This is a genomic window from Nocardia inohanensis NBRC 100128 (assembly GCF_001612945.1).
Lineage (GTDB): Bacteria > Actinomycetota > Actinomycetes > Mycobacteriales > Mycobacteriaceae > Nocardia > Nocardia inohanensis.
In genome coordinates this window covers 1-23,595 of sequence record NZ_BDBK01000003.1, presented here as the reverse complement: position 1 = coordinate 23,595, position 23,595 = coordinate 1, and the positions used below count along the sequence as shown (strand labels likewise).

Below are 23,595 nucleotides of genomic sequence, written 5' to 3'. Positions count from 1 at the left end.
CGGTGCTTCATCAGGGCAAATCGCTCCAGAGGCTCCTTGCTCGGGCTCGAGGCTTGAGGCTCGAAACTTGGGGGTAGCCAGTTCACTGGAATGATCTCTCCCACCTTGTCGTTCGATGAGCACAGCAATCGGCGGCGAAGCCCACGCGGTGGTAAATCCATTCCACCAACCCGGCGAGACAGGCGATACGGCATCCGAGTCCGGCACGAGTCCGGACTGCTGGAGGAACCCTCGAACAGGCACACGGCAGTCGAGGGAAGGAAAGGATTTCCGTGACAGATACGGACCTGCTCGCGACACCCGGGGTGGAAAGTCAAAATTCCTCGGGAAGCCGCGAAAGTGAATCCGGACAGATTGCGAAGATGAGCGAACAAACTGACGTCGCACGATCGGGGCTGACTGGAATGTTGTTGCCGCAGTTGCGTGCGCTTGCGGGAGAGCTCGGTATTCGGGGCACTTCCGGGATGCGTAAGGGCGATCTCATCGCCGCTATCAAGGAAAATCAGTCCGGCGGTGGAAAAGCCGCCGCGGGCAAGGCCACGCGCAGCGTGAAGTCCGAGGGCGAGACCGCGCCGGCCAAGGCCGACGCGCCGGTGAAGACCGAAGCCGCTCCGGTGAAGAGCGAGGCCCCCAAGGCGAAGGCCGAGGTGAAGGCTCCGGCCGAAGTTCGCGAAAACGCCAGTGAGGCGCGCGAATCCAAGCGTGAGGACGCCGGCGACAACGCCCGCTCCGAGGGTGGCGACGACAACCGCGAGAGCGGTCAGCGTGGCCGCGGCCGGCAGCGCCGGGGCCGCGAGCAGCGTGCCGCCGCGGCCGGCAATGCCGAGGGCAATGCCGACGCCGCCGAGAAGACCGAGTCCGAGGGCGGTGAGCGTCGTCGCGATCGCAACGAGCGCGGTGACCGTCAGCAGGGCGAGCGTGGCGACCGCCAGCAGGGCGACCGCAATCAGGGTGACCGCCAGCAGGGCGACCGGAATCAGGGTGACCGGAACCAGGGCGAGCGGAATCAGAACGGCGGCCAGCAGAACGGCACCGCGCGTAATGACCGCGACCGGGACCGGGACCGCGGCGGAGACGACGACGAGCGCGGCGGACGCCGGGGTCGCCGGTTCCGTGAGCGTCGCCGCGGGCGTGACCGCGACGGCGGCATCGCCACCGGTGAGACCCGCGAGCGCGAGCCCGAGCTGCGCGAGGACGATGTCCTCCAGCCCGTGGCCGGCATCCTGGACGTGCTCGACAACTACGCCTTCGTTCGCACCTCCGGCTACCTGGCCGGCCCGAACGACGTCTACGTGTCGATGAACCTGGTGCGCAAGAACGGCCTGCGCCGCGGTGACGCCATCACCGGTGCGGTGCGCGCCCCGCGTGACGGCGACCAGAGCAACCAGCGCCAGAAGTTCGATCCGCTGGTGCGGCTGGACACGGTCAACGGCTCGGATATCGAAAGTGCCAAGCGCCGACCGGAATTCAGCAAGCTCACCCCGCTGTACCCGAACCAGCGCCTGCGCCTGGAGACTCAGCCCAACAAGCTGACCACCCGCATCATCGATCTGATCATGCCGATCGGTAAGGGCCAGCGTGCCCTGATCGTGTCGCCGCCCAAGGCCGGTAAGACCACGATCATGCAGGACATCGCCAACGCGATCTCGGTCAACAACCCCGAGTGCTACCTCATGGTCGTCCTGGTGGACGAGCGTCCCGAGGAAGTGACCGATATGCAGCGCTCGGTGCGCGGCGAGGTCATCGCCTCCACGTTCGACCGCCCGCCGGGCGATCACACCTCGGTCGCCGAGCTCGCCATCGAGCGGGCCAAGCGCCTGGTGGAGATGGGTCAGGACGTCGTCGTGCTGCTCGACTCGATCACCCGATTGGGCCGTGCGTACAACAACTCGTCCCCGGCCTCGGGCCGAATCCTTTCCGGTGGTGTGGATTCCACCGCGCTGTACCCGCCCAAGCGGTTCCTCGGCGCGGCCCGCAATATCGAGAACGGCGGCTCGCTCACCATCATCGCCACCGCGATGGTGGAGACCGGTTCCACCGGTGACACGGTCATCTTCGAGGAGTTCAAGGGCACGGGTAATGCCGAGCTCAAGCTCGATCGCAAGATCGCCGAGCGCCGCGTGTTCCCGGCCGTCGACGTCAACCCGTCCGGCACCCGCCGCGACGACCTGCTGATGTCCTCCGACGAGGCCGCGGTGCTGCACAAGCTGCGGCGCGTGCTCTCGGGTCTGGATTCACATCAGGCGATCGACCTGCTGGTCGACCGGTTGAAGAAGACCAAGAGCAATGTCGAGTTCCTGATGACGGTCTCCAAGACCGCCCCGGGCGCCATCGACGAATAGAGCTCGCGCGCAAGGGCTTCGGTCCCGCGCAGACAGCTGGTGGCAACGGCGGCTCCGCTTCGGCGGAGCCGCCGTTGCGTTTGTGCCAGGGCGATCCGGACGTACGCGGGCGCATCCGCGTCCGGCCGCGGGGCGTAGCAGAACAACCCGATGAGCATCGCCCCGGCGATCATGAACGCCAGGATGGGCGCGGTCACGGCACCGGACGAGCCCGCCGATGCCGTGACCGCCGTGTAGGTGAGGGTGCCGTCCCCGTGCGGTGGGGTAGGGGCCGGGGTACGGTTCCCCACCGCGTCGCCGGACTCCCCGGGAGCGAAACACCAACCCACGACCACCAGCAGACTCAATGTGCCCAGGACCGCCCCCGCGACGTACTCCGCGCGCCGCCGGTGTGACCTCCCGGTCTCGGCGTGCGCGGCCGCGGGCGATGGTTCCCCGCTCGTCGCGTCCTTCCCGGTCACGTATCGTCCTTCCGATCGTCGTGCGACTCTCACCTGGACAAACTCTATGAACACGAGTGTTCGCATTCTTGAGTAGCGAACTACTCGACTTCAGCCTGTCTCGAGGCCAGGAAATATGCGTGCCCGTACTTTCTTGGGGTTCAGCGCGATTTCGCGGCGCGAACGGTACGCGGACCCTATGGTGTGACCTGCTCGTATTTCAGATATATACCCGGGGGCAGCCATGCACCGAAACATCCGCACCGCACTCGTCGCGACCCTCGCCGTCGCGGCCCTCACCGCCGGAATGGGCACGGCCGCAGCCGATTACCCGTCCACCGGATCGTTCGCGATCGACGAGGTCAACAATGGAAGTTCGACCCTGCGCCAGTTCCCGCTACTCGCCGGGAGCGGGAATCTGCTCACCGGTTCGGCACTCGGTTCATCCGTGCCCGCCTTGACGATCGTCTGCGCGGTGCTCCAAGTGATCATCCCCAAAGCCTGCGTCTACCAGATGCCCAACGACCCGGACGGCCCGAAGTAGCCGGGTGCGGAGCGATCCGCTCGGGGGCCTGGAATAACCGGGACAGCCGACCGCTTATACTGGTCCGTCGGCAACCATGCCTCTAGTCGGTTCCGGTTCACGTCTCTGCGGAGGCGACCCGGAGCCTTTTGAAAGGACACCCATGAAGGCGGGAATTCACCCCACGTATGTGGACACCACGGTCGTTTGCGGCTGTGGCAACACCTTCCAGACCAAGAGCACCAAGGAGTCGGGCCAGATCACGGTCGAGGTCTGCTCCCAGTGCCACCCGTTCTACACGGGCAAGCAGAAGATTCTGGACACCGGCGGCCGCGTGGCCCGCTTCGAGGCCCGCTACGGCAAGCGCACCAAGGCTGCCAACTAGCGACCCTGCCGACGCCCGTCCTGCTGCATTGCAGGCCGGGCGTCGCTGTGTTTATTTGCCCTCCGCTGCGCTCCGGGCGGGTCCGCGGCCCTTATGTCTCGTTCTTCCCTCTCTCCGCTCCTCCGCTGCGCTCCCCCGCTCCGCTCAGTCCAGAACGAGACGGCCGCGAACCTTGGGGGTCGGCGGTGGAAACTAGAAGTCAAAGTCCCAAACGAAGGAGCATCCGCGATGGCCGACAAGGTAACGGCCCCGTCTGCGATCGATGACATCCTGGCCGAGTACGCGGGCCTCGAGGCGCAGCTGGCCGATCCGGCGCTGCACAACGATCCGGGTGCGGCGCGCCGAGTCGGCAAGCGGTTCGCCGAACTCGGGCCGATTATGGCCACCTACAACAAGCTCACGAGCGCGCGTGACGATCTGGCCGCCGCCGAGGAGCTGGCGGCCGACGACGCGTCCTTCGCGGCCGAGGTGCCGGCGTTGAAGGAGCAGGTGGAGGAGCTGGACAAGCAGCTCACCGATCTGCTCGCGCCGCGTGACCCGCACGATGCCGACGATGTGGTGCTGGAAGTGAAGTCGGGTGAAGGCGGCGAGGAGTCGGCGCTGTTCGCGGCGGATCTGGCGCGCATGTACATCCGGTACGCGGAGCGGCACGGGTGGAAGGTCGAGGTGCTCGGCGTCACCTACTCGGATCTGGACGGGTACAAGGAAGCCACCTTCTCGATCAAGAGCAAGGAACCCTCGCGGGACGGCGTGTGGTCGCGATTGAAGTTCGAGGGCGGCGTGCACCGCGTGCAGCGGGTACCGGTCACCGAATCCCAAGGGCGCATTCATACTTCGGCCGCGGGCGTGCTCGTGTACCCCGAGCCGGACGAGGTCGAGGAGGTGCAGATCGACGAGAAGGATCTGCGCGTCGACGTCTACCGGTCCTCCGGCAAGGGCGGTCAGGGCGTCAACACCACCGACTCGGCGGTGCGCCTCACCCACCTGCCGACCGGTCTCGTGGTGACCTGCCAGAACGAACGCTCGCAGTTGCAGAACAAGATTCGCGCCATGCAGGTGCTGGCGGCCCGGCTCCAGGCGCTGGCCGAAGAGCAGGCCGACGCCGATGCGGCCGCGGGACGCGCCTCGCAGATCCGCACCGTGGACCGGTCCGAGCGCATCCGCACCTACAACTTCCCCGAGAACCGCATCGCCGATCACCGCATCGGATTCAAGGCGCACAACCTCGATTCGGTACTCGACGGCAACCTCGACGATTTGCTGGACGCGCTCGGCACCGCCGACCGCGCCTCGCGGCTCGCCGCCGAATAAGCCACGCCCGCCCGCCGCTGCCCGGTCGCACCGAACCGCGACCGGGCGGCGGCGGGAAGCGGAGAATCGAAAACACCAGCCAAGCGCGCAGAAGCGGAGGCCGTCATGACCAGAGTGCCCTTGCGTCCGGCCATCCGCGAAGCCATCGAACTGCTGGGCGCGGCGGGGGTGCACAGCCCGGCGGCGGATGCCGAGTATCTGGCCGCACACGTGCTCGGGGTGGATCGGATGCGGCTGGCATTGATGCCGATGCTCACCGCCGACCAGCTCGAGGAGTTCCGCAAGCTCGTCGCACGCCGCGCGGAACGTGTTCCGCTGCAACACCTTACGGGCACCGCGGCGATGGGGGAGATCGATCTCGCGGTCGGGCCCGGGGTGTTCGTTCCGCGGCCGGAGACCGAACTGATCTTCGCCTGGGCGCTCGGCCAGCTCGAAGCCCTCGGCCATGAGCACCAGCCGATCGTGGTGGATCTGTGCACCGGATCGGGGGCGCTCGCGCTCGCCATCGCGCATGCCCGGCCGGATGTTCAGGTGCACGCCGTCGAACTGGATCCCGAAGCGCACGCCTGGGCCAAACGCAATGCCCTGCAACTCGCCGACGAAGGCGACACCCCGATCGATCTGCACGCCGGGGACGTCACCGACCCCAATATCCTCGAGCATCTCGACGGCCGGGTGGATGTGATCGTCTCGAACCCGCCCTACATTCCCGAAGCCGCCGTGCTGGATCCCGAAGTGGCGGACCACGATCCGCACCTCGCCCTGTTCGGCGGCGAGGACGGCCTCGATGTCATCCGCCCGATGATCGGCACCATCGCCCGGCTGCTGCGTCCGGGCGGTACGGTCGCCGTCGAACACGACGACAGCAACGGCGGCGGCGTCGCGGCGTTGTTCACCATGCACGGCGGATTCACCGAAGTGGTGGAGCACCCGGATCTCGCGGGCAAACCACGCTTCGTCGTCGCCCGGCGCAAGGCGGACTGAAACCCGCGGGCGCGCGGCTCGAGAATTTTTCGGATCGGGCGACGGATTTCGGGCCGCCGGCTGGTCTCGATAGGGACAGCATCCTTCAGCCCCGGGAGTTCCCATGTCAGAGTCCATCCAGACCGCAGTGGTCACCGGCGCCGGCCGTGGGTTCGGGCGCGCCATCTCGGCCGCGCTCGCCGCCACCGGCAGCCGGGTCGTCGGCATCGCGCGCGACGCGGAGCGTCTCGCCGCCGTACAGGCCGAACTCGGCGCGAACTTCACCCCCATCGCCGCCGACGCCACCGCGGAATCCCTCGCCCACAACACCATTCGGGAGCACGCACCGCGCCTGCTGGTGCTCAACGCCGGAGTCGGAGCGCTCATGCGCCCCATCCAGGAGCAAACCTGGGACACCTTCAGCCGCAACTGGAACACCGACGCCCACCACGTCTTCACCTGGACCCGGGCCGCGCTGCTGGCGCCGCTCGCACCCGGCAGCGTGGTCATCTCGCTCTCCAGCGCGGCGGCGCTGCTCGGATCCCCGTTGAGTGGCGGTTACGCCAGCGCCAAACAGGCCATCCGCTATATGCGTGGCTACGCGGCCGAAGAATCCGAGCGCGGAAACCTCGGTATCCGCTTCGTCACGCTGCTACCGCAATTGACCCCGGCCACCGATATGGGCGAGATGGCGGTCGCCGGCTACGCCGCCCGCACCGGTGTGGACGTGCCGACCTTCGTGAAGGGGCTCAGCCCGATCCTCACGCCGGAAATGGTGGCCAAGGCGGTCCTCGATATCGCGGCGGATCCCGACAGCTCCGCCGAATACCGGGTGAGTGGATCAGGGGCGGAGCCGCTCGGCCTCGCCGACCCAACGAATTAGTGGCCGATGTGAACTGGTTGCGGGCTTTGTCGGCGCGTCGCCGCAACCAGTTCACACTCGTGACGGTGAGGGGAGTGGGTGATGGGGGCGCAGTTCGAGTTCGGTGAGGTGGCGGCGGGGTTTCGGCCGGAGTTGGTGGCGTATTGCTATCGGATGCTCGGGTCGATTCATGATGCCGAGGATTTGGTGCAGGAGACCTATTTACGGGCTTGGCGGGGCTTCGACGGGTTCGAGGGGCGGTCTTCGGTGCGGCGATGGCTGTATGCGATCGCTACTCGGGTCTGTCTGACCGCGCTGGAAAGCCGTGCGCGGCGGCCGCTTCCGTCGGGGCTCGGTGCGCCTTCGGATGACCATCGGGCAGCGGTGATGGAGCGGGAGCCCACCGTGGCCTGGTTGCAGCCCGCGCTGGATGACCGGCTCGGAATACCGGATTCGGCTGCTACGGCCGGTGATCCGGCGGCGGTGGTCGCGGCGCGGGCCGGAGTTCGCCTGGCTTTCATAGCGGCGCTGCAACTCCTGCCCGCCCGCCAGCGCGCCGTCCTCACCCTCCGCGACGTACTCGCCTTCCGCACCGCGGAGGTCGCGCGAATGCTCGAGATGACCCCCGCCGCCGTGGACAGCGCCCTCCGCCGTGCCCGCACCCGCCTAGCCGAAGCCGGCCCGGTCCAAGACGACCTGTCCGAACCCTCCGAAGCCGCGATCCGCACCCTCCTCGACTCCTACGTCACCGCCTTCACCGCCGCCGACCCCGCCGCCCTCCTACACCTCCTGCGAGCCGACGTAGAACTCGAAATGCCCCCCATTCCAACCTGGTTCACCGGCCGCACCACTGTCCTCGCCTTCTTCGCCTCCCGAGTCCTCCACCCCAACGCCTGGCACCTGCACCCCACCCGAGCCAACACCCAACCTGCCCTGATCGTCCACCGCCGCACACCCGACAACCACCTCGAGCCCTACGGCATCCAAGTCCTCACCCTCATCGGCCCCCACATAGCCCGCATCACCTCCTTCAACGACCCCACCCTCGTCCCCGCTCCCACCCCAGCCCGCCCAGCCTGACAACCCTCGAGCCGCACGCCCCTGGTGTTGCGGCCCACGCGACCCACCGGGGTGCATAGCGAAGCCCGCGTTGCCCGACCGGGATTCGCGGCGGAGCCCCTGAGAGTGACGAGAGTCGTCCTCTCCGCCCGAGGGGGTTCGGGGGCGGAGCCCCTGAGAGTGACGAGAGTCGTCCTCTCCGCCCGAGGGGGTTCGGGGGCGGAGCCCCTGAGAGTGACGAGAGTCGTCCTCTCCACCCCGGGGGGTTCGGGGGCGAAGCCCCTGAGAGCTATGGAGAGTTCATTCATGCCAAGATGTCAGCCGTGAGTACCGTCTACGACTGTGCCGATCCCGATTCGCGTGCTGCCGGGCTGAATGCGGCGCGGAGTGCGTTGAAGTCCGGTCGGCTGACCGTGATTCCGACCGACACGCTGTACGGGCTGGCCGCCGACGCCTTCGACAGCCAGGCTGTCGGTGCGCTGCTGGCCGCCAAGCGGCGGGGGCGGGATATGCCGGTGCCGGTGCTGGTGGGATCGTGGAACACCATCGACGGACTGGTGTTCTCGGTGCGGCCGCAGGCACGGGAGTTGATCCGGGCGTTCTGGCCGGGTGGGCTGAGTCTCGTTGTGCAGCAGGCTCCTTCGCTGGCCTGGGATCTGGGCGATGCCCGGGGGACCGTGATGCTGCGGATGCCGTTGCACCCGGTGGCGCTGGAGCTGCTCAAGGAGGTCGGTCCGCTCGCGGTGTCGAGCGCCAACGTCTCGGGGCAGCCGCCGGCGACGACCGTCGATGAGGCCAGGGCGCAGTTGGGGGATCTGGTGGGCGTGTACCTGGACGGCGGGCCCGCCGATCACGCGGTGGCCTCGACCATCGTCGACCTGACCTCGGATACGCCGCGCATTCTGCGCGAGGGCGCGATTCCGGCGGAGAAGGTCGCGGAGGTCCTCGGCATGTCGCCGGAGGAACTCCGGGAGCAGGGCACGCGGTGACGGCCCGATAGATGCTGCTGAGTCAGGGCGTTTTCAGCCAAGGTGCGGTCGTCCCGCTGCGGGAGCTGCTGCTGGTGCTGCTCGTCGCCTCGGTGATCACCTATCTGGTGGGCGGGGGAGTGCGATCCCTCGCCATCGGGTTCGGGGCGGTCGCCGTCCCGCGTGAGCGCGACGTGCACGTCAAGCCGATCCCGCGGATGGGCGGCGTCGGCATCTACCTGGGTGTGCTGGCGGCCGTCGCCTTCGCGCACCAATTGCCCGCCCTGCGCCGCGGATTCGAGTATCCGAAGGATATTCCGGCCGTTCTGGCGGCGAGCACCCTGATCGTTCTGGTCGGCATCATCGACGACCGCTGGGGCCTGGACGCCCTCACCAAGTTCGTCGGTCAGGTCACCGCGGCGGGTGTGATGGCCGTGATGGGCCTGAGTTGGGTGGCGATCTACAACCCCTTTACCAACGAAACCGTGGTGCTCGATCCCCTCCAGGGCGGCCTGGTTACCGTCGGGATCACGGTCACCATGATCAACGCGATGAATTTCGTGGACGGTCTGGACGGCCTGGCCGCGGGCCTGGGCTTCATCGCGTCGGTGGCGGTGTTCGTCTTCACCGTCGGCCTGCTCTACGAAGTCGGCGGCGCCACCGACACTTATCCGCCGGCGTTGCTGGCCGCCGCGCTGGCCGGTGGCTGTCTCGGATTTCTGCCGCACAATTTTCAGCCCGCCAAAATATTCATGGGCGATTCCGGCTCGATGCTCATCGGTTTGATGCTCGCCGCGGTCTCCACCGGCGCCTCCGGCCGAATTCCGTTGCAGGGTTACGGCCCGCGCGACATCGTGGGTCTGTTGTCGCCTTTGTTGCTGGTCGGGGCGGTGATGTTCATTCCTGTTCTCGATCTTGTAATGGCCATCGTGCGCCGAGTCCGCGCGGGTGTGAGTTTCTCCACTCCGGACAAAATGCATCTGCATCACCGCTTGTTGCAGATCGGTCATTCGCATCGGCGCGTGGTGTTGTTGATCTACTTGTGGGTGAGCGTGCTCGCCTTCGGCGCGGTCGGCACCTCGCTCATGGATCGCACGCTGGTGGTGCTGTTGTTCGCGGCCGGGCTGGTATTCGCCTTGATCGTCACCGCCGTCCCGTCCTGGCGGGAACTGAGCGCGAAAGCCGGGCGGAAACCGCCGGGCGGGCCGGGAACCGCCGCCGGGTAAAGTGGCCGAACGTGAGCACGCCTTCCGAGACCCATCCCGATGCCCCGCTCCGTGCGGCGCTGCGCTATGGCATTGCCGGTTTGGCTGTGCTGGTGGTGATTTCGGCGATTCTGTCGTCGATCTTCGCCGGTCTGCCCGGTCTGTGGGGCGCCTTGATCGGCTCCGCGATCGGCGGCGGCTTCATTCTGACCACGGCGGCCTCGGTGCTCTTCAGCGCCAAGATCGAATCGGGTTTGCAGGGCGTCGTGCTGCTCGGTAGCTGGGTCGGCAAGCTGCTGCTGGTGGTGATCGTGGTCGCGGTGCTGCAGAACTACGACTTCTACAGCCGCGGCGCCCTGTTCCTCACCGTCGTCGGCGCCCTGCTGGTGGTGCTCGGCGCGGAGACGTATGGCCTTCTGCGCCACAAGGTTCCGTACGTTCAGGTCGACCGCGACCTGTAGCCATCGGACGGCAAACCGAGGCCCTGCGACACAGTTCACCGCGAGTTTCCACGACCCCCTACACGTTGTCGTAGATAACTTGATAAACTCTTTACCTGTAGCCAACCGAATCAACAGGGGGGTCGCCTGAGACCCACCTGAGAGCAGGTTATGCTTACAGCCGTACCGGGCCCATCGGGGTCACGGTTCTGCACCGTCGACGATGTCGCCGACGCGCGTACAGACGCCCGGGCCACAAAGGCCCATCAGCTGCTGACGAACTTCGAGCCGACCTGAGTCGACCCACCAGATCGTCAATGTCCGATCGAACCGCAGGAGAAAACTATCTTCTGCGGCCCGAACACGGGAGAGAACGCTGAGCGTCACCATTTTGGCGGGCGAGTTCCACGCGCCGTCGCTTAACGACTTCTTCCCTCCAGCTGTGCTGTTCGAGGGGACGCCGTTCGAGCTCGACCGTCTGATGCTCATTCGCATCCTGATGTCGGCCGTGCTGCTGGCTTTCATGTTCCTCGCATTCCGGAGTCCGAAACTGGTTCCCCGGGGTATCCAGAACGTCGCCGAAACCGGTCTGGTGTTCGTGCGGGAACAGATCTGCGATGAAGTCCTGGGCAAAGAATCCGGTAAGAAGTTCTTCCCGCTCATCGCGTCGATCTTCTTCACGGTCCTGTTCCTGAACATCTCGGGTGTCATTCCGGGACTGAATATCTCGTCCAACGCGCGAATCGGTATGCCGTTGGTCCTGGCCGTCGTCGCCTACGTCACCTTCAACTACGTGGGCATCAAGAAGTACGGCTTCCTCAAGTACATGCGCTCGAGCATCGTGGTGCCGAATGTGCCGCCCGCTCTGCACGTGCTGCTGATCCCGATCGAGTTCATCTCGACCTTCCTGCTGCGTCCGTTCACGCTCACCGTCCGTCTCATGGCGAACATGCTGGCCGGCCACATCATGTTGGTGCTGTTCTTCAGTGCCACCCAGTTCTTCCTGTTCGATGCCGCCAACTGGATGAAGGTGTTCTCGCCGTTCTCGCTGCTCGCGGGCTTCGGCTTCACGCTCTTCGAACTGCTGGTCGTCTTCCTGCAGGCGTACGTGTTCGCGCTGCTGACCGCTGTTTACATCGGTCTCGCGCAGCACGCTGACTCTCACTGACCGACCGGTACCAACACCAAATCTGCTACACGCGCCAACGGCGGGTGGGCGACAGAAAGGGAATAAACACAAATGAGCACTCTCGCGACCCTGGCTGCTGACGCTGCTCCTACGGTCAAGGGCTACGGCGCCATCGGTTACGGCCTCGCCGCGATCGGCCCGGGCATCGGCGTGGGCATCGTCGTGGGTAAGGCCATCGAGGGCATCGCCCGGCAGCCCGAGCTGCAGGGTCAGATCCGGACCACCATGTTCCTGGGTATCGCGTTCACCGAGGCCCTGGCGCTGATCGGTCTCGTCGCCGGCTTCATTTTCTGATTCCGGCCCCTAAGACTAGGAATCGACGATGAACAGCACTTACTTGCTCGCGGCTGAGGGGGCTGAAGAAGTCAACCCCCTCATCCCCGAGGTGTATGACATTTTCTGGTCTGCCGTCGTCTTCATCGTTATCGCTTTCGCTTTCTTCAAGTTCATCGTCCCGCGCCTGACCAAGGTGCTGGACGAGCGCACGGAGAAGATCGAAGGCGGCATCAAGAAGGCCGAGGCCGTGCAGGCCGAGGCGCAGGCGACGCTTCAGCAGTACCAGGAGCAGCTGGCCGAGGCTCGCCTCGAGGCTGCCCGCATCCGCGAGGAGGCCCGTACCCAGGGCCAGCAGATCCTCGCCGCGATGCGCTCCGATGCGCAGGCCGAGGCCGACCGCATCGTGGCCGCCGGTCACTCGCAGCTGGAGGCTCAGCGCCAGCAGATCGTGACCGAACTGCGGTCCGAGCTCGGCCGCACCGCGGTCGACCTGGCCGAGAAGATCATCGGTCAGTCGGTGGCCGACGAGGCCAAGCAGGCGGCGTCGATCGACCGGTTCCTCCAGGAACTGGACGCGAACGCCGGCATCGGGGTCGGAAGGTAACGAACCGAAAGTGGGAAGCATGTACGCAGCGAGCCGCGAGGCGAGCTCCCGTGCGCGGGAAGCTCTTCGGGCCGCTCTGACCGGAAGCGACACCGTCGCGGCCACGACGGGCTCCGAACTGTTCGCCGTTGTCGCCGTCCTCGACGACCAGCGTTCGCTGCGTGTGGCGCTCGCGGATAAGTCGGTGTCGAGCTCGGCCCGTGCCGAGCTCGCCGAACGCGTGTTCGGCGGCAAGATCAGCGGGACCACCCAGGCGGTGCTGACCACCGCGGTGGCCCAGGACTGGTCGCGGGCTCGCGACCTGGTGGACACGCTGGTGCTGCTCGGCCGCGAAGCCCTGCTGCGCGCCGCGGAGGACCGCGGCCGCCTGGGCGCCGTCGAGGACGAGCTGTTCCGGCTGGGCCGCATTGTCGAGGACAACCCCGCGCTGGAGCAGGCGCTGACCGATCACGGCAAGCCGGTCTCGGCCAAGCGTGAACTGGTGCAGCGTCTGCTCGCGGGCAAGGTCGAGGACATCACCCTGGAACTCGCGCAGCAGGCCGTGGCCCGCAGCAAGAAGGGTGACATCGGCGACGCCTTCGACGAGCTGTCCGACCTGGCCGCGTCGCTCCGGGAGCAGATCGTGGCGCACGTGCGCGCCGCGGTGGCCCTGACGCCGCAGCAGCGGGAGCAGCTGGCTGCCTCGTTGCAGCGCATCTACGACAAGCCGATCACGGTGCACGTGCAGGAAGACCCGAGCCTGCTGGCCGGTGTCGTCGTGCGCGTGGGCGACGACCTGATCGACGGCAGCGCCGTCGGCCGGCTCCAGCGCTTGCGTCAGTCTCTCGCTTAGAGACCCGCACGGCGCCGATTCATCGGCTCGCCGAAATGCGCACCAACACACCGACATTCGAGACCACAGCGAGAGCAGGAAGAACATGGCGGAGCTGACGATCTCCCCCGATGAGATCCGTAGCGCGATCGAGAGCTACACCCAGAGCTACACCCCCGAGACCTCCATCGAAGAGGTCGGTGTCGTCACCGACACCGGCGACGGTATCGCCCACATCAGCGGTCTGCCGTCCGCGATGGCCAACGAGCTCCTGGAGTTCCCGGGCGGCGTCCTCGGCGTGGCGCTGAACCTGGAGGACACCGAGATCGGTGCCGTCATCCTGGGTGAGTTCGACACCATCGAAGAGGGCCAGCAGGTCCGTCGTACCGGCGACGTGCTCTCGGTTCCGGTCGGCGACAAGTTCCTCGGTCGCGTGATCAACCCGCTGGGCGCCCCCATCGACGGCCTCGGCGAGATCGAGTCCGACGAGCGTCGCGTGCTGGAACTCCAGGCCGCCACCGTGCTGGAGCGCCAGCCGGTCGGCGAGCCGATGGCCACCGGCATCACCGCCATCGACGCCCTGACCGCGATCGGCCGTGGCCAGCGTCAGCTGGTCATCGGTGACCGCAAGACCGGCAAGACCGCGGTCTGCATCGACGCGATCATCAACCAGAAGGCCAACTGGGCCACCGGCGATCCGTCGAAGCAGGTGCGTTGCATCTACGTCGCGATCGGCCAGAAGGGCTCCACCATCGCGGGCGTCAAGGCCGCGCTGGAGGCCCACGGTGCGATGGAGTACACCACCATCGTCGCGGCCCCCGCGTCCGACTCCGCCGGCTTCAAGTGGCTGGCCCCGTACACCGGTTCGGCCCTGGGCCAGCACTGGATGTACGACGGCAAGCACGTGCTGATCGTGTTCGACGACCTGTCGAAGCAGGCCGAGGCCTACCGCGCCATCTCGCTGCTGCTGCGTCGCCCGCCGGGCCGCGAGGCGTACCCGGGTGACGTCTTCTACCTGCACTCGCGTCTGCTGGAGCGTTGCGCCAAGCTGTCCGACGCGCTGGGCGCGGGCTCGATGACCGGTCTGCCGATCATCGAGACCAAGGCCAATGACGTCTCGGCGTTCATCCCGACCAACGTCATCTCCATCACCGACGGCCAGGTGTTCCTGGAGTCGGACCTCTTCAACAAGGGTGTCCGGCCGGCCATCAACGTCGGTATCTCGGTTTCCCGAGTCGGTGGCGCCGCGCAGACCAAGGCCATGAAGAAGGTCTCGGGCTCGCTGCGTCTGGAGCTGGCCTCCTACCGTGAGCTGGAGGCGTTCTCCGCCTTCGCCTCCGACCTGGATGCCGCCTCGCTGGCTCAGCTGGAGCGTGGCGCGCGCTGGGTCGAGCTGCTCAAGCAGGACCAGTACGCCCCGGTTTCCGTTGAGGACCAGGTTGTTTCGCTGTACCTGGTCGACGGCGGCTACTACGACTCGGTGCCCGTCGCCGATGTGCGCCGGTTCAACTCCGAGCTGCTCGAGAACCTGCACGCCACCGTGCAGTCCTCCTTCGACGCCCTCCAGGGTGGCGCGAAGGTGCTCGAGGGCGAGGCCGCCGACGCCATCAAGGCCGCGACCGACAAGTTCAAGCAGGGCTTCCTGGCTTCCGACGGCAGCCGGGTCGTGAACGAGGCCGAAGCGGGCAAGCTGGACCACGAAGAGGTCGAGTCCCTTTCCGTCACTCGCAAGCACGTCGAGAAGTAATCGAGACAGCCATGCGAATGACCGAATCGACGAATGAAGGGAGGCTGGACCGCTAATGCCAAGCGTGCGTGAACTTCGCTCCCGAATTCGCTCCGTGAGCTCGATCAAGAAGATCACCAAGGCGCAGGAACTGATCGCGACTTCGCGAATCAGCAAGGCGCAGGCCCGCGTTGCCGCGGCCAAGCCCTACGCCGAGGAGATCACCAAGGTACTGGCCGAATTGGCCAGTGCCAGCGGCAATCTCTCGCACCCGCTGCTCACCGAGCGCCCGAACCCGCGTCGCGCCGCGATCCTGGTCATCACCAGTGACCGCGGTATGTGCGGTGGCTACAACTCCAACGTGCTCAAGCGCGCCGAGGAGCTCGTCACCACGCTGCGCTCCGAGGGCAAGGAGCCGGTGATGTACGTGATGGGCTCGAAGGGCCTGACCTACTTCAACTTCCGTAAGCGCTCCGTGAACGGATCTTGGACCGGGTTCTCCCAGACGCCCAACTACGCCGACGCGTCCGAGGCGTGCAACCACCTGGTGGAGGCCTTCATGGCCGGCGCCGACGGCGAGGTTCCCGCGCCGAACGGTGAGGGCACCATGGCGGGCGTCGACGAACTGCACATCGTCTACACGCGTTTCGTGTCGATGCTGTCGCAGCAGCCCGAGGTGCGCCGACTGGCTCCCATCCAGGTCAGCTACGTGGACGAGAACTACGAGCTGGGTCCGGACAGCTTCACCGATTCGAACGAGGCTGTGCTGACCGCGCAGTACGAGTTCGAGCCGGATGCGGATCGCCTGCTGGGCGCGCTGCTGCCGAAGTACGTCAACACCCGGATTTACTCGTCGCTGCTCGATGCCGCGGCGTCGGAGTCGGCTGCGCGCCGCACCGCCATGAAGGCTGCTACGGATAATGCGACGGAACTGGTCAATGGGCTGACCCGTACCGCGAACTCCTTGCGGCAGGCACAGATTACGCAGGAAATCACGGAAATCGTCGGTGGCGCGAACGCGCTGGCGTCGAGCTCGGACCGCGACTAGGCCCAGGAAGAGAACCAATGACCGCAGCTGTCAGCAACGAAACCCGGGTTGGCGCCGGCACCGGCCGCGTCTCCCGCGTCATCGGCCCCGTCGTGGACGTCGAGTTCCCGCGCGGGTCGATCCCCGATCTGTACAACGCCCTCAACGTGGACATCGCGCTCCCGTCGGTGGCCAAGACCCTGACCCTCGAGGTCGCGCAGCACTTGGGCGACAACATCGTTCGCACCATCTCCATGCAGCCGACCGATGGTCTGGTGCGTGGCGTCGAGGTGCGCGACACCGGCAAGCCGATCTCGGTGCCCGTCGGTGACATCGTCAAGGGCCACGTGTTCAACGCCCTCGGCGACTGCCTGGACACCCCGGGCCTCGGCCGCGACGGCGAGCAGTGGGGCATCCACCGCCAGCCGCCCGCCTTCGACCAGCTCGAAGGTAAGACCGAGATCCTCGAGACCGGCATCAAGGTCATCGACCTGCTGACCCCGTACGTCAAGGGCGGCAAGATCGGTCTGTTCGGTGGTGCCGGTGTCGGCAAGACCGTGCTGATCCAGGAGATGATCACCCGTATCGCGCGTGAGTTCTCCGGTACGTCCGTGTTCGCGGGCGTCGGTGAGCGCACCCGTGAGGGCACCGACCTCCACCTGGAAATGGAAGAGATGGGCGTCCTTCAGGACACCGCCCTCGTCTTCGGCCAGATGGACGAGCCGCCGGGCACGCGTATGCGTGTCGCCCTGTCGGCCCTGACCATGGCGGAGTACTTCCGCGATGTGCAGAACCAGGACGTGTTGCTCTTCATCGACAACATCTTCCGGTTCACCCAGGCCGGCTCCGAGGTCTCGACCCTGCTGGGTCGTATGCCCTCGGCCGTGGGTTACCAGCCCACCCTGGCGGACGAGATGGGTCAGCTCCAGGAGCGCATCACCTCGACCCGTGGCCGTTCGATCACCTCGATGCAGGCGATCTACGTCCCCGCCGACGACTACACCGACCCCGCGCCGGCCACCACCTTCGCGCACTTGGACGCCACCACCGAGCTTTCGCGTCCGATTTCGCAGAAGGGCATCTACCCGGCCGTGGACCCGCTGTCCTCGACCTCTCGTATCCTCGAGGCGTCGATCGTCGGCGAGCGTCACTTCCGGGTGGCCAACGAGGTGAAGCGAATCCTGCAGAAGTACAAGGAACTTCAGGACATCATCGCCATCCTCGGCATGGACGAGCTCTCCGAAGAGGACAAGGTCCTCGTCGGCCGCGCCCGTCGTCTGGAGAAGTTCCTCGGCCAGAACTTCATCGTGGCCGAGAAGTTCACCGGCCAGGAGGGTTCGGTCGTTCCGCTGGAGCAGACCATCGACGACTTCGATCGCGTCTGCAAGGGCGAGTTCGATCACCTGCCGGAGCAGGCGTTCAACTCCTGCGGTGGCCTGGACGACGTCGAGGCTGCTGCGAAGAAGATCCTCGGGAAGTAGTCACCCATGGCAGACATGTCCGTTGATCTGGTCGCCGTCGAGCGACTGCTGTGGTCGGGCCGGGCGAAGTTCGTCTCGGCCCAGACCACGGAAGGTGAGATCGGCATTCTCGCGGGTCACGAGCCGCTGCTCGGCCAGCTGGTCGAGGCCGGGACCGTGACCATCGTGTCCGACAACGACGAGCGCATCGTCGCGGCCGTGCACGGCGGGTTCTTCTCGGTCACCGGCACTTCGGTGCGGGTGCTCGCCGAGTCGGCCGACTTCGCCGATGACATCGACGAGGCCGCGGCCAAGGCCGTGCTCGCCGATGCCGACGCCTCGCCGGCCGCGCTGACCAAGGCGCAGGGGCAGATTCGTGCCCTCGAGAAGGCGGCTTCGGCCTAGTCTTCTCCGTGCAGCGAAAGCGGCGGCCCCGGGAATCTCCCGGGGCCGCCTTTTGCTCTGCGACAACGCAATTCACCCGCGCCCGGCCATCACCGGGCGCGGGTGCCTGTCTTTATTCGAAGACGAGGATCGGCTTGATCGTCGTCCCGTGATGGGCGTCGTCACATGCTTGGTTGACCTCTTCGAACTTGTAGGTCTTGCTGATCTTCTCGATCGGGAATTTGCCCTCGCGATGCCATTGCAACAGCTGCGGGATGAATTTCTGCGGGTCGGTGCTGCCTTCGATGCAGCCGCGAATTGCCTTGCCATTTCCCGTGAGATGGCCGATCTCGACGTTCATGGTGGCTTCGCCCAGGCCGACGAGGACCAGGGTTCCCATGGGCGCGAGAGCTTCCAGCCCCTTGGCGATGACGGGATTCAGCGCGGTGGAGTCGAGCGCGAAGTTCGCTCCGCCGTTCGTCGCGGCGATGACCTGAGCCACCACATCATCGGCCGCGCCGTCGATGGTGACGTCCGCGCCGAGTTCCTTCGCGACCTCGAGCCGGTCTTTCGAAAGATCCACCGCCACAATCGTTCCCACGCCGATCGCCCGGGCTGCCATGAGCGCCGCCATACCGACGCCACCGACACCGAAGATGGCGATGGAATCCTCCGGTCCCGGCTTCATGACATTGGCGACCGCACCCGCACCGGTCTGCACGCCGCAGCCGAACGGCGCGGTGGCCACCAGATCCACACTCTCGTCCACGACGACGATGCAGCGCGCCGGCACCAGCGCGTGGGTGGCGAAACTGGACTGCCCGAAGAACGAGCCCATCACCCGTTCCCCATTGACGCTCAACGCCGAAGTGAAATCCGATCGCCCGCCCGAAGTGTTCAGAATGACGAAATTCTCGCAATAGGGCGGAAGCCCGGCGGTGCAGCGTGAACACGTACCGCAACTGGCGTACGTCATCAGCACGTGATCACCCACCGCGATGCCGGTTACCTCCGAGCCAATCTGCTCGACGATGCCCGCGCCTTCGTGTCCGACCACGATCGGCAATTCGGCGGGGAAGACGCTCTTGGTCACCAGATCGGTATGGCACACCCCGGTCGCGACCAGGCGAACCAGCACTTCACCGGCTCGCGGTTCCTCCATCGTCACGTTCTCCAGCGAGAACGGCGCTGCCGCGCCACGGGCGACCGCTGCGGTAATTTCCACGGAATCTCCTCCAACACATCCGAATTGTCCGGAGCATAAGAACATGTTCCAGTTGTGGGACATGCCCTATCCCACTGAGTGGGCCGGGGACTAGACGTGTGGTTAAATGCATTCGCCGGTATCCGGGTGTGATCTGAAGCATCCGGCAAAGCCATGGCAATTCCAGCGTTTTCAGCTTTACCTCCACGATGCACATCTCTGCACGACGAGCGAGGGGTTGATGAGCGGGCTTCGAATTGGCAAGTGGGGGCTGGCCGCCGTGGTCGCGGTCGCCCTCGGATTTCTCTCACCCGGCGCGGCCTCCGCGGACACCTGGGTGCCGCTGCCGGACGGGCATATCGAGCGTGCGGGCGTCAAGCTCACGAGTATCGGTGAGCGCGCGATCATTTCGCCCTCGCTGGCAGCGAACGGCGCGGGGCGGACCTCCTGGGTGACCGGCAATGTGACCGCCGAGGTGGATACCCCGGACGGCACGGTCGGACCCAACAACGGCCCGAAGAACTACCCGGGCACCAACAACTCGGGCACGCACGGATCGTCGAACCTCACCACCGGCTACATCGTCGGCTGCCAGGTGAACCTGGGTGTGCTGAGCGCGAACTCGTCGTTCGCCCTCAGCCTGACGCCCACCATCTCGGGCGGGTTCAGTTTCCCGATCTCGCCGGGGCAGGTGGTCTGGGTTTCGATCAACAACATCGAGTTGGTCAAGAGCGGCACCTACACCATCAATTACCAGGACATTCCGATGGAGATTCAGGGCTGCGGCGGGTACGCGCAGGCCCGCCAGGTGTCCGTGGTCGAGATCATCGGCACCGAGTACACCAAGGTCAGCCTCTACGGTCAGCCGTTCAGCATCGGCTGACGGGTCCGCTGCAAGGGAAGGGATCGTATGTACGGCAAGGGAATTCGCGCCCACGGCGGCAAGGCGCTGGGTGTCGCGCTCGCCGCCGCGCTGGCTCTCGGACTCGGTCCGGCGGGCGTGGGACGGGCGGATACCTTCATTCCGCTACCGGGCGCCGTCATCACCCGGCAACTGGCCGACGGCACCGTCATGACGGTCCGGATCGCGGACGAATCGGCGACGATCAGCGGCTCCATGGGTGATACGCCGATGCATCGCAATGTGTGGACCTCGGCGCACGCCACCGTGGATCTGGACGGGCCGAGCGCGTCGACCGCCACCATCAAGATCAGTCCCGGCTATATCGTCGGCTGCCAGGTGGACATCGGCTCCTTCTCGCCGAGTGAGAGCGCCAGCGAAGAGGCGACGGTGAGCAGCAGCGGCATCACCCCCGGCCTGCCGTCCGAGACGCTGGGCGCCGGCATCACGCTCGGCCCCGGGCAAGCCAAGGCGTTGCTGATGCTCGACCTGGAGAAGCCGGACGACTACGGCATGGAGTCGCACAAGCGCTACAACAAGGTGCCCGGCCCGCACGCCGGTGTGACCTGGGCCGACGAGACCTTCGCGGTCGACGGCTGCGGTGGTTACGCGCAGGCGCGGTCGTTCATCGCGGCCGAGGTGGACAGTTCGAATTACATCGGAAACCTGGTGCTTTACGGCCAACCGTTCAGCATGGGCTGAACAGGGCATACGTCACATTCGGTGGATGGCCGGGACCTCAGCTCGCGCGATCGCTAGGATCGAGCGAACGGGACCCGGCCTATCGGCCGATACGGACCCGACAGCGCGGTAGAAGCGAAGGGACGGACCAGCATTGCGGACCGGGATGGTTGTGCTGATCATTCTGGTGGTGCTGCTTGTCGGATTGGCCTTGGCCTCGACATATCGCCTCGTCATGCTGCGGCGCGGCGGCACCGCCGCCCTCATGCGCGTCATGCCGGCCCGCGGTCACGGCGGCGGCTGGCGGCACGGCCTGATCCGCTACGACGAAGACCAGCTCGTCTTCTACAAACTCTCCAGTCTCAAACTCGGCCCCGATTCCACCCTGCGCCGCCTCTCCACCGAGGTCGGTAAGCGCCGCAACCCGGACGGCGACGAGTACGACATCATGACCGACGAGCTGATCATCGAACTCTCCGACGGCAACGGCAGTTACGAGGTCGCCCTGGATCGCGGCGCCCTGGTCTCCCTGCTCTCCTGGGTGGAATCCCGCCCCTCCGAACGCATTCGCCGCCGCCGCGCGAGCTGAACGATCGATCTTCCATTGCCGGCGCGACGACTGATTTGCCGCCGACCGGGGTAACTCGGTGGGGATGTCCAGAACTCGACCACGCGAATGACCGCCGATCCGCGACGCGACTAGCGTGGCACCCACTGGGCGGCAGCAGTCGCGGAGAGGCGGAACAGTGAGCGTGCATCTGACGAGGATCTATACCCGGACCGGCGATGACGGTACGACGGGTTTGAGTGATTTCTCCCGGGTCGCCAAGACCGATCCGCGGTTGATCGCGTACGCGGATTGCGATGAAGCCAACGCCGCGCTCGGTGTCGCCATCGCTCTGGGACAACCGGACGAGCGCATTCTTACTGTGCTGCGTTCCATACAGAACGACCTCTTCGATGCCGGCGCCGATCTCTCCACCCCCGTGGTCGAGGACCCCAAGTACCCGCCGCTGCGCATCACCCAGCCCTACATCGACCGCCTGGAAAAGTGGTGCGACGAGTTCAATGAGCCTCTGCCGCCGTTGAATTCGTTCATCCTGCCCGGCGGCACGCCCCTCGCCGCGCTGCTGCACACCGCGCGCACCGTGGCGCGACGCGCCGAACGATCCGCATGGGCCGCCGTCGACGCGCACCCCGACGACACGAGTGTGCTGCCCGCGAAATACCTCAATCGCCTTTCCGATCTGCTGTTCATCCTCAGCCGCGTGGCCAATCCGGATGGCGACATCCTCTGGCGGCCGGGCGGAGAAGCCACGGGGGAGGGTGAGGGCCATTAGGCTGACCGTCGTGAGTGAACGGTTTCTGGTGACCGGGGGCAGCAGGCTCGTCGGTGAGGTCGCGGTCGGCGGCGCGAAGAACAGCGTCCTCAAGCTGATGGCCGCCGCGCTGCTGGCCGAAGGTACGACCACGATCACGAACTGCCCGGACATCCTGGATGTGCCGTTGATGGCGGACGTGCTGCGCGGTCTCGGCTGCGATGTGACGGTGGAGGGCGCGACGGTCACCATCGTGACGCCGCCGGAACCCAAGTACCACGCGGACTTCCCGGCGGTCACCCAGTTCCGCGCCTCGGTGTGCGTGCTCGGACCGCTGATGGCGCGGTGCAAGCGCGCGGTCGTGGCGCTGCCCGGCGGTGACGCCATCGGTTCGCGGCCGCTGGACATGCATCAGCAGGGTTTGCGGTTGCTGGGTGCGACCAGCGAGATCGAACACGGTTGCCTGGTGGCGCGTGCCGAGGAATTGCAGGGGGCGCGGATTCGCCTCGACTTCCCGTCGGTGGGCGCGACCGAGAACATCCTGATGGCGGCGGTGCTCGCCGACGGGGAGACCATTATCGACAATGCCGCGCGCGAGCCGGAGATCGTCGACCTCTGCAACATGCTGGTGCAGATGGGCGCGCAGATCGCGGGCGCCGGTACTTCGGTGCTCACCATTCAGGGCGTCGACAAGCTGCTGCCCACCACCCATCGCGTGATCGGCGATCGCATCGTCGCCGCGACCTGGGGTATCGCCGCGGCGATGACGCAGGGCGATGTGCGGGTCACCGGCATCAACCCCAAGCACCTGTCCCTGGTGCTGGACAAGTTGCGCTCCGCGGGCGCCCGAATCTCGTTCGAGCCGGACGGTTTCCGGGTCGTCCAGTCGGATCGCCCTCGCGCCGTGAACTTCTCGACCCTGCCGTTCCCGGGTTTCCCCACCGATCTCCAGCCCATGGCCATCGGCCTGGCGGCGATCGCGGACGGCACCTCGATGATCACCGAGAACATCTTCGAAGCGCGCTTCCGCTTCGTCGAGGAGATGATCCGCCTGGGCGCCGACGCTCGCACCGACGGGCATCACGCTGTGGTGCGCGGGATTCCGCGCCTGTCCAGCGCTCCGGTCTGGTCCTCCGATATCCGCGCCGGCGCGGGCCTGGTCCTCGCGGGCCTGGTCGCCGACGGCGTCACCGAAGTCCACGATGTCTTCCACATCGACCGTGGTTACCCGGATTTCGTGGAGAACCTGCGCTCGCTCGGAGCCGAGATCGAACGCGTCGGAACCGCCGACTGAACAACAGATGTCGGGACGGGTTCGCGAAAACCCCTCCTGAACAGGCGATTTGACATGCGAACAACCAACACGTAACTTATTCCAGGTCAGAGCGACACGGACACCGACCCGGAGCCGAGAGGTACTGGGAAACGAGGTTGGACGGCGAGCGCCTGATGATCACAGATTCACTCGGAACAGCGGATTTGGTTCTGCTGCAAGAGTTGGTCTAAGATTCACAA

The 23,595-nt window shown here is 66.2% G+C and carries 25 protein-coding genes; 23 read left to right on the top strand and 2 right to left on the bottom strand.

Annotation, left to right across the window (positions count from 1 at the left end; all coding sequences use genetic code 11):
• Window positions 1–272 precede the first annotated feature (272 nt).
• Window positions 273–2,342 (top strand): transcription termination factor Rho, encoded by a 2,070-nt coding sequence (rho, locus tag NI1_RS11450; protein WP_084523020.1) that lies wholly within the window; start codon window positions 273–275, stop codon window positions 2,340–2,342.
• On the opposite strand, the gene NI1_RS11445 is transcribed toward rho, so the two are convergent.
• Window positions 2,240–2,803: a hypothetical protein gene (locus NI1_RS11445; RefSeq protein ID WP_067818330.1), complete on the bottom strand. Its 564-nt coding sequence runs from the start codon at window positions 2,801–2,803 to the stop codon at window positions 2,240–2,242. The two genes, rho and NI1_RS11445, sit on opposite strands and share 103 nt — an antisense overlap.
• Before the next feature lie 223 nt (window positions 2,804–3,026).
• Between NI1_RS11445 and NI1_RS11440 the strand changes: the two genes are divergently transcribed.
• The 17 genes from NI1_RS11440 to NI1_RS11360 all read left to right on the top strand — a co-directional run bounded on the left by NI1_RS11440 (window position 3,027) and on the right by NI1_RS11360 (window position 17,996).
• Window positions 3,027–3,326, top strand: coding sequence for a hypothetical protein (locus NI1_RS11440; RefSeq protein WP_067818328.1), 300 nt, complete (start codon window positions 3,027–3,029; stop codon window positions 3,324–3,326).
• Window positions 3,327–3,468: 142 nt separating this feature from the next.
• Window positions 3,469–3,690, top strand: a complete 222-nt coding sequence (gene rpmE, locus NI1_RS11435) for a 50S ribosomal protein L31 (protein WP_067722113.1) — start codon at window positions 3,469–3,471, stop codon at window positions 3,688–3,690.
• Between the two features lie 228 nt (window positions 3,691–3,918).
• A complete protein-coding gene (gene prfA / locus NI1_RS11430; RefSeq protein WP_067818326.1) occupies window positions 3,919–5,001 on the top strand; it encodes a peptide chain release factor 1 in 1,083 nt (360 codons plus the stop codon).
• Between the two features lie 105 nt (window positions 5,002–5,106).
• Window positions 5,107–5,985 carry a peptide chain release factor N(5)-glutamine methyltransferase gene (prmC, locus tag NI1_RS11425; RefSeq protein ID WP_067818323.1) on the top strand — a complete coding sequence of 293 codons (879 nt, stop codon included), beginning with the start codon at window positions 5,107–5,109 and terminating at the stop codon, window positions 5,983–5,985.
• A 103-nt stretch (window positions 5,986–6,088) separates the two neighbouring features.
• On the top strand, window positions 6,089–6,847 hold the full coding sequence (locus tag NI1_RS11420; protein ID WP_067818320.1) for an SDR family oxidoreductase: 759 nt from the start codon (window positions 6,089–6,091) through the stop codon (window positions 6,845–6,847).
• Window positions 6,848–6,928: 81 nt separating this feature from the next.
• Window positions 6,929–7,906 (top strand): RNA polymerase subunit sigma-70, encoded by a 978-nt coding sequence (locus tag NI1_RS11415; RefSeq protein ID WP_067818317.1) that lies wholly within the window; start codon window positions 6,929–6,931, stop codon window positions 7,904–7,906.
• A gap of 302 nt (window positions 7,907–8,208) precedes the next feature.
• Window positions 8,209–8,874, top strand: coding sequence for an L-threonylcarbamoyladenylate synthase (locus NI1_RS11410; RefSeq protein ID WP_067818314.1), 666 nt, complete (start codon window positions 8,209–8,211; stop codon window positions 8,872–8,874).
• 11 nt (window positions 8,875–8,885) lie between these two features.
• Window positions 8,886–10,079: an MraY family glycosyltransferase gene (locus NI1_RS11405; RefSeq protein WP_067818310.1), complete on the top strand. Its 1,194-nt coding sequence runs from the start codon at window positions 8,886–8,888 to the stop codon at window positions 10,077–10,079.
• Window positions 10,080–10,090: 11 nt separating this feature from the next.
• Window positions 10,091–10,519, top strand: a complete 429-nt coding sequence (locus tag NI1_RS11400) for a Cg1360 family ATP-synthase-associated protein (protein ID WP_067818306.1) — start codon at window positions 10,091–10,093, stop codon at window positions 10,517–10,519.
• 367 nt (window positions 10,520–10,886) lie between these two features.
• Window positions 10,887–11,666: a F0F1 ATP synthase subunit A gene (atpB, locus tag NI1_RS11395; protein WP_501193568.1), complete on the top strand. Its 780-nt coding sequence runs from the start codon at window positions 10,887–10,889 to the stop codon at window positions 11,664–11,666.
• A 72-nt stretch (window positions 11,667–11,738) separates the two neighbouring features.
• Window positions 11,739–11,981, top strand: coding sequence for an ATP synthase F0 subunit C (locus NI1_RS11390; RefSeq protein WP_067818300.1), 243 nt, complete (start codon window positions 11,739–11,741; stop codon window positions 11,979–11,981).
• Window positions 11,982–12,009: 28 nt separating this feature from the next.
• Entirely contained in the window at window positions 12,010–12,567 is a 558-nt protein-coding gene (locus tag NI1_RS11385) for a F0F1 ATP synthase subunit B (RefSeq protein ID WP_067818297.1), read from the top strand.
• 19 nt (window positions 12,568–12,586) lie between these two features.
• Entirely contained in the window at window positions 12,587–13,399 is an 813-nt protein-coding gene (locus tag NI1_RS11380) for a F0F1 ATP synthase subunit delta (protein WP_067818295.1), read from the top strand.
• A gap of 85 nt (window positions 13,400–13,484) precedes the next feature.
• Entirely contained in the window at window positions 13,485–15,125 is a 1,641-nt protein-coding gene (gene atpA / locus NI1_RS11375) for a F0F1 ATP synthase subunit alpha (protein WP_067818292.1), read from the top strand.
• 55 nt (window positions 15,126–15,180) lie between these two features.
• A complete protein-coding gene (locus tag NI1_RS11370; RefSeq protein ID WP_067818291.1) occupies window positions 15,181–16,152 on the top strand; it encodes a F0F1 ATP synthase subunit gamma in 972 nt (323 codons plus the stop codon).
• Between the two features lie 17 nt (window positions 16,153–16,169).
• Window positions 16,170–17,612: a F0F1 ATP synthase subunit beta gene (gene atpD / locus NI1_RS11365; protein ID WP_067818288.1), complete on the top strand. Its 1,443-nt coding sequence runs from the start codon at window positions 16,170–16,172 to the stop codon at window positions 17,610–17,612.
• 6 nt (window positions 17,613–17,618) lie between these two features.
• Complete coding sequence (locus tag NI1_RS11360) at window positions 17,619–17,996, top strand: F0F1 ATP synthase subunit epsilon (RefSeq protein ID WP_067818285.1); 378 nt, start codon at window positions 17,619–17,621, stop codon at window positions 17,994–17,996.
• A 112-nt stretch (window positions 17,997–18,108) separates the two neighbouring features.
• On the opposite strand, the gene NI1_RS11355 is transcribed toward NI1_RS11360, so the two are convergent.
• Window positions 18,109–19,200 carry an NAD(P)-dependent alcohol dehydrogenase gene (locus NI1_RS11355; protein ID WP_067818282.1) on the bottom strand — a complete coding sequence of 364 codons (1,092 nt, stop codon included), beginning with the start codon at window positions 19,198–19,200 and terminating at the stop codon, window positions 18,109–18,111.
• A 220-nt stretch (window positions 19,201–19,420) separates the two neighbouring features.
• Between NI1_RS11355 and NI1_RS11350 the strand changes: the two genes are divergently transcribed.
• The 5 genes from NI1_RS11350 to murA all read left to right on the top strand — a co-directional run bounded on the left by NI1_RS11350 (window position 19,421) and on the right by murA (window position 23,374).
• A complete protein-coding gene (locus tag NI1_RS11350; protein WP_067818278.1) occupies window positions 19,421–20,062 on the top strand; it encodes an MspA family porin in 642 nt (213 codons plus the stop codon).
• Window positions 20,063–20,089: 27 nt separating this feature from the next.
• Window positions 20,090–20,782, top strand: a complete 693-nt coding sequence (locus tag NI1_RS11345; RefSeq protein ID WP_067818275.1) for an MspA family porin — start codon at window positions 20,090–20,092, stop codon at window positions 20,780–20,782.
• A 145-nt stretch (window positions 20,783–20,927) separates the two neighbouring features.
• Window positions 20,928–21,350: a DUF2550 domain-containing protein gene (locus NI1_RS11340; RefSeq protein ID WP_067818274.1), complete on the top strand. Its 423-nt coding sequence runs from the start codon at window positions 20,928–20,930 to the stop codon at window positions 21,348–21,350.
• Window positions 21,351–21,507: 157 nt separating this feature from the next.
• The gene (locus NI1_RS11335) at window positions 21,508–22,101 is read left to right on the top strand and encodes a cob(I)yrinic acid a,c-diamide adenosyltransferase (RefSeq protein WP_067818271.1); all 594 of its coding nucleotides are present in this window, start codon (window positions 21,508–21,510) and stop codon (window positions 22,099–22,101) included.
• A gap of 10 nt (window positions 22,102–22,111) precedes the next feature.
• Window positions 22,112–23,374 (top strand): UDP-N-acetylglucosamine 1-carboxyvinyltransferase, encoded by a 1,263-nt coding sequence (gene murA / locus NI1_RS11330; RefSeq protein WP_067818269.1) that lies wholly within the window; start codon window positions 22,112–22,114, stop codon window positions 23,372–23,374.
• The last annotated feature ends 221 nt before the right edge of the window (window positions 23,375–23,595 follow it).

Coding starts and splice junctions, on each gene's coding strand:
- NI1_RS11440 (WP_067818328.1), top strand. CDS start 3,027: ATGCACCGAAACATCCGCACCGCACTCGTCGCGACCCTCGCCGTCGCG.
- rpmE (WP_067722113.1), top strand. CDS start 3,469: ATGAAGGCGGGAATTCACCCCACGTATGTGGACACCACGGTCGTTTGC.
- prfA (WP_067818326.1), top strand. CDS start 3,919: ATGGCCGACAAGGTAACGGCCCCGTCTGCGATCGATGACATCCTGGCC.
- prmC (WP_067818323.1), top strand. CDS start 5,107: ATGACCAGAGTGCCCTTGCGTCCGGCCATCCGCGAAGCCATCGAACTG.
- NI1_RS11420 (WP_067818320.1), top strand. CDS start 6,089: ATGTCAGAGTCCATCCAGACCGCAGTGGTCACCGGCGCCGGCCGTGGG.
- NI1_RS11415 (WP_067818317.1), top strand. CDS start 6,929: ATGGGGGCGCAGTTCGAGTTCGGTGAGGTGGCGGCGGGGTTTCGGCCG.
- NI1_RS11405 (WP_067818310.1), top strand. CDS start 8,886: ATGCTGCTGAGTCAGGGCGTTTTCAGCCAAGGTGCGGTCGTCCCGCTG.
- NI1_RS11390 (WP_067818300.1), top strand. CDS start 11,739: ATGAGCACTCTCGCGACCCTGGCTGCTGACGCTGCTCCTACGGTCAAG.
- NI1_RS11385 (WP_067818297.1), top strand. CDS start 12,010: ATGAACAGCACTTACTTGCTCGCGGCTGAGGGGGCTGAAGAAGTCAAC.
- NI1_RS11380 (WP_067818295.1), top strand. CDS start 12,587: ATGTACGCAGCGAGCCGCGAGGCGAGCTCCCGTGCGCGGGAAGCTCTT.
- atpA (WP_067818292.1), top strand. CDS start 13,485: ATGGCGGAGCTGACGATCTCCCCCGATGAGATCCGTAGCGCGATCGAG.
- NI1_RS11370 (WP_067818291.1), top strand. CDS start 15,181: ATGCCAAGCGTGCGTGAACTTCGCTCCCGAATTCGCTCCGTGAGCTCG.
- atpD (WP_067818288.1), top strand. CDS start 16,170: ATGACCGCAGCTGTCAGCAACGAAACCCGGGTTGGCGCCGGCACCGGC.
- NI1_RS11360 (WP_067818285.1), top strand. CDS start 17,619: ATGGCAGACATGTCCGTTGATCTGGTCGCCGTCGAGCGACTGCTGTGG.
- NI1_RS11350 (WP_067818278.1), top strand. CDS start 19,421: ATGAGCGGGCTTCGAATTGGCAAGTGGGGGCTGGCCGCCGTGGTCGCG.
- NI1_RS11345 (WP_067818275.1), top strand. CDS start 20,090: ATGTACGGCAAGGGAATTCGCGCCCACGGCGGCAAGGCGCTGGGTGTC.
- NI1_RS11340 (WP_067818274.1), top strand. CDS start 20,928: ATGGTTGTGCTGATCATTCTGGTGGTGCTGCTTGTCGGATTGGCCTTG.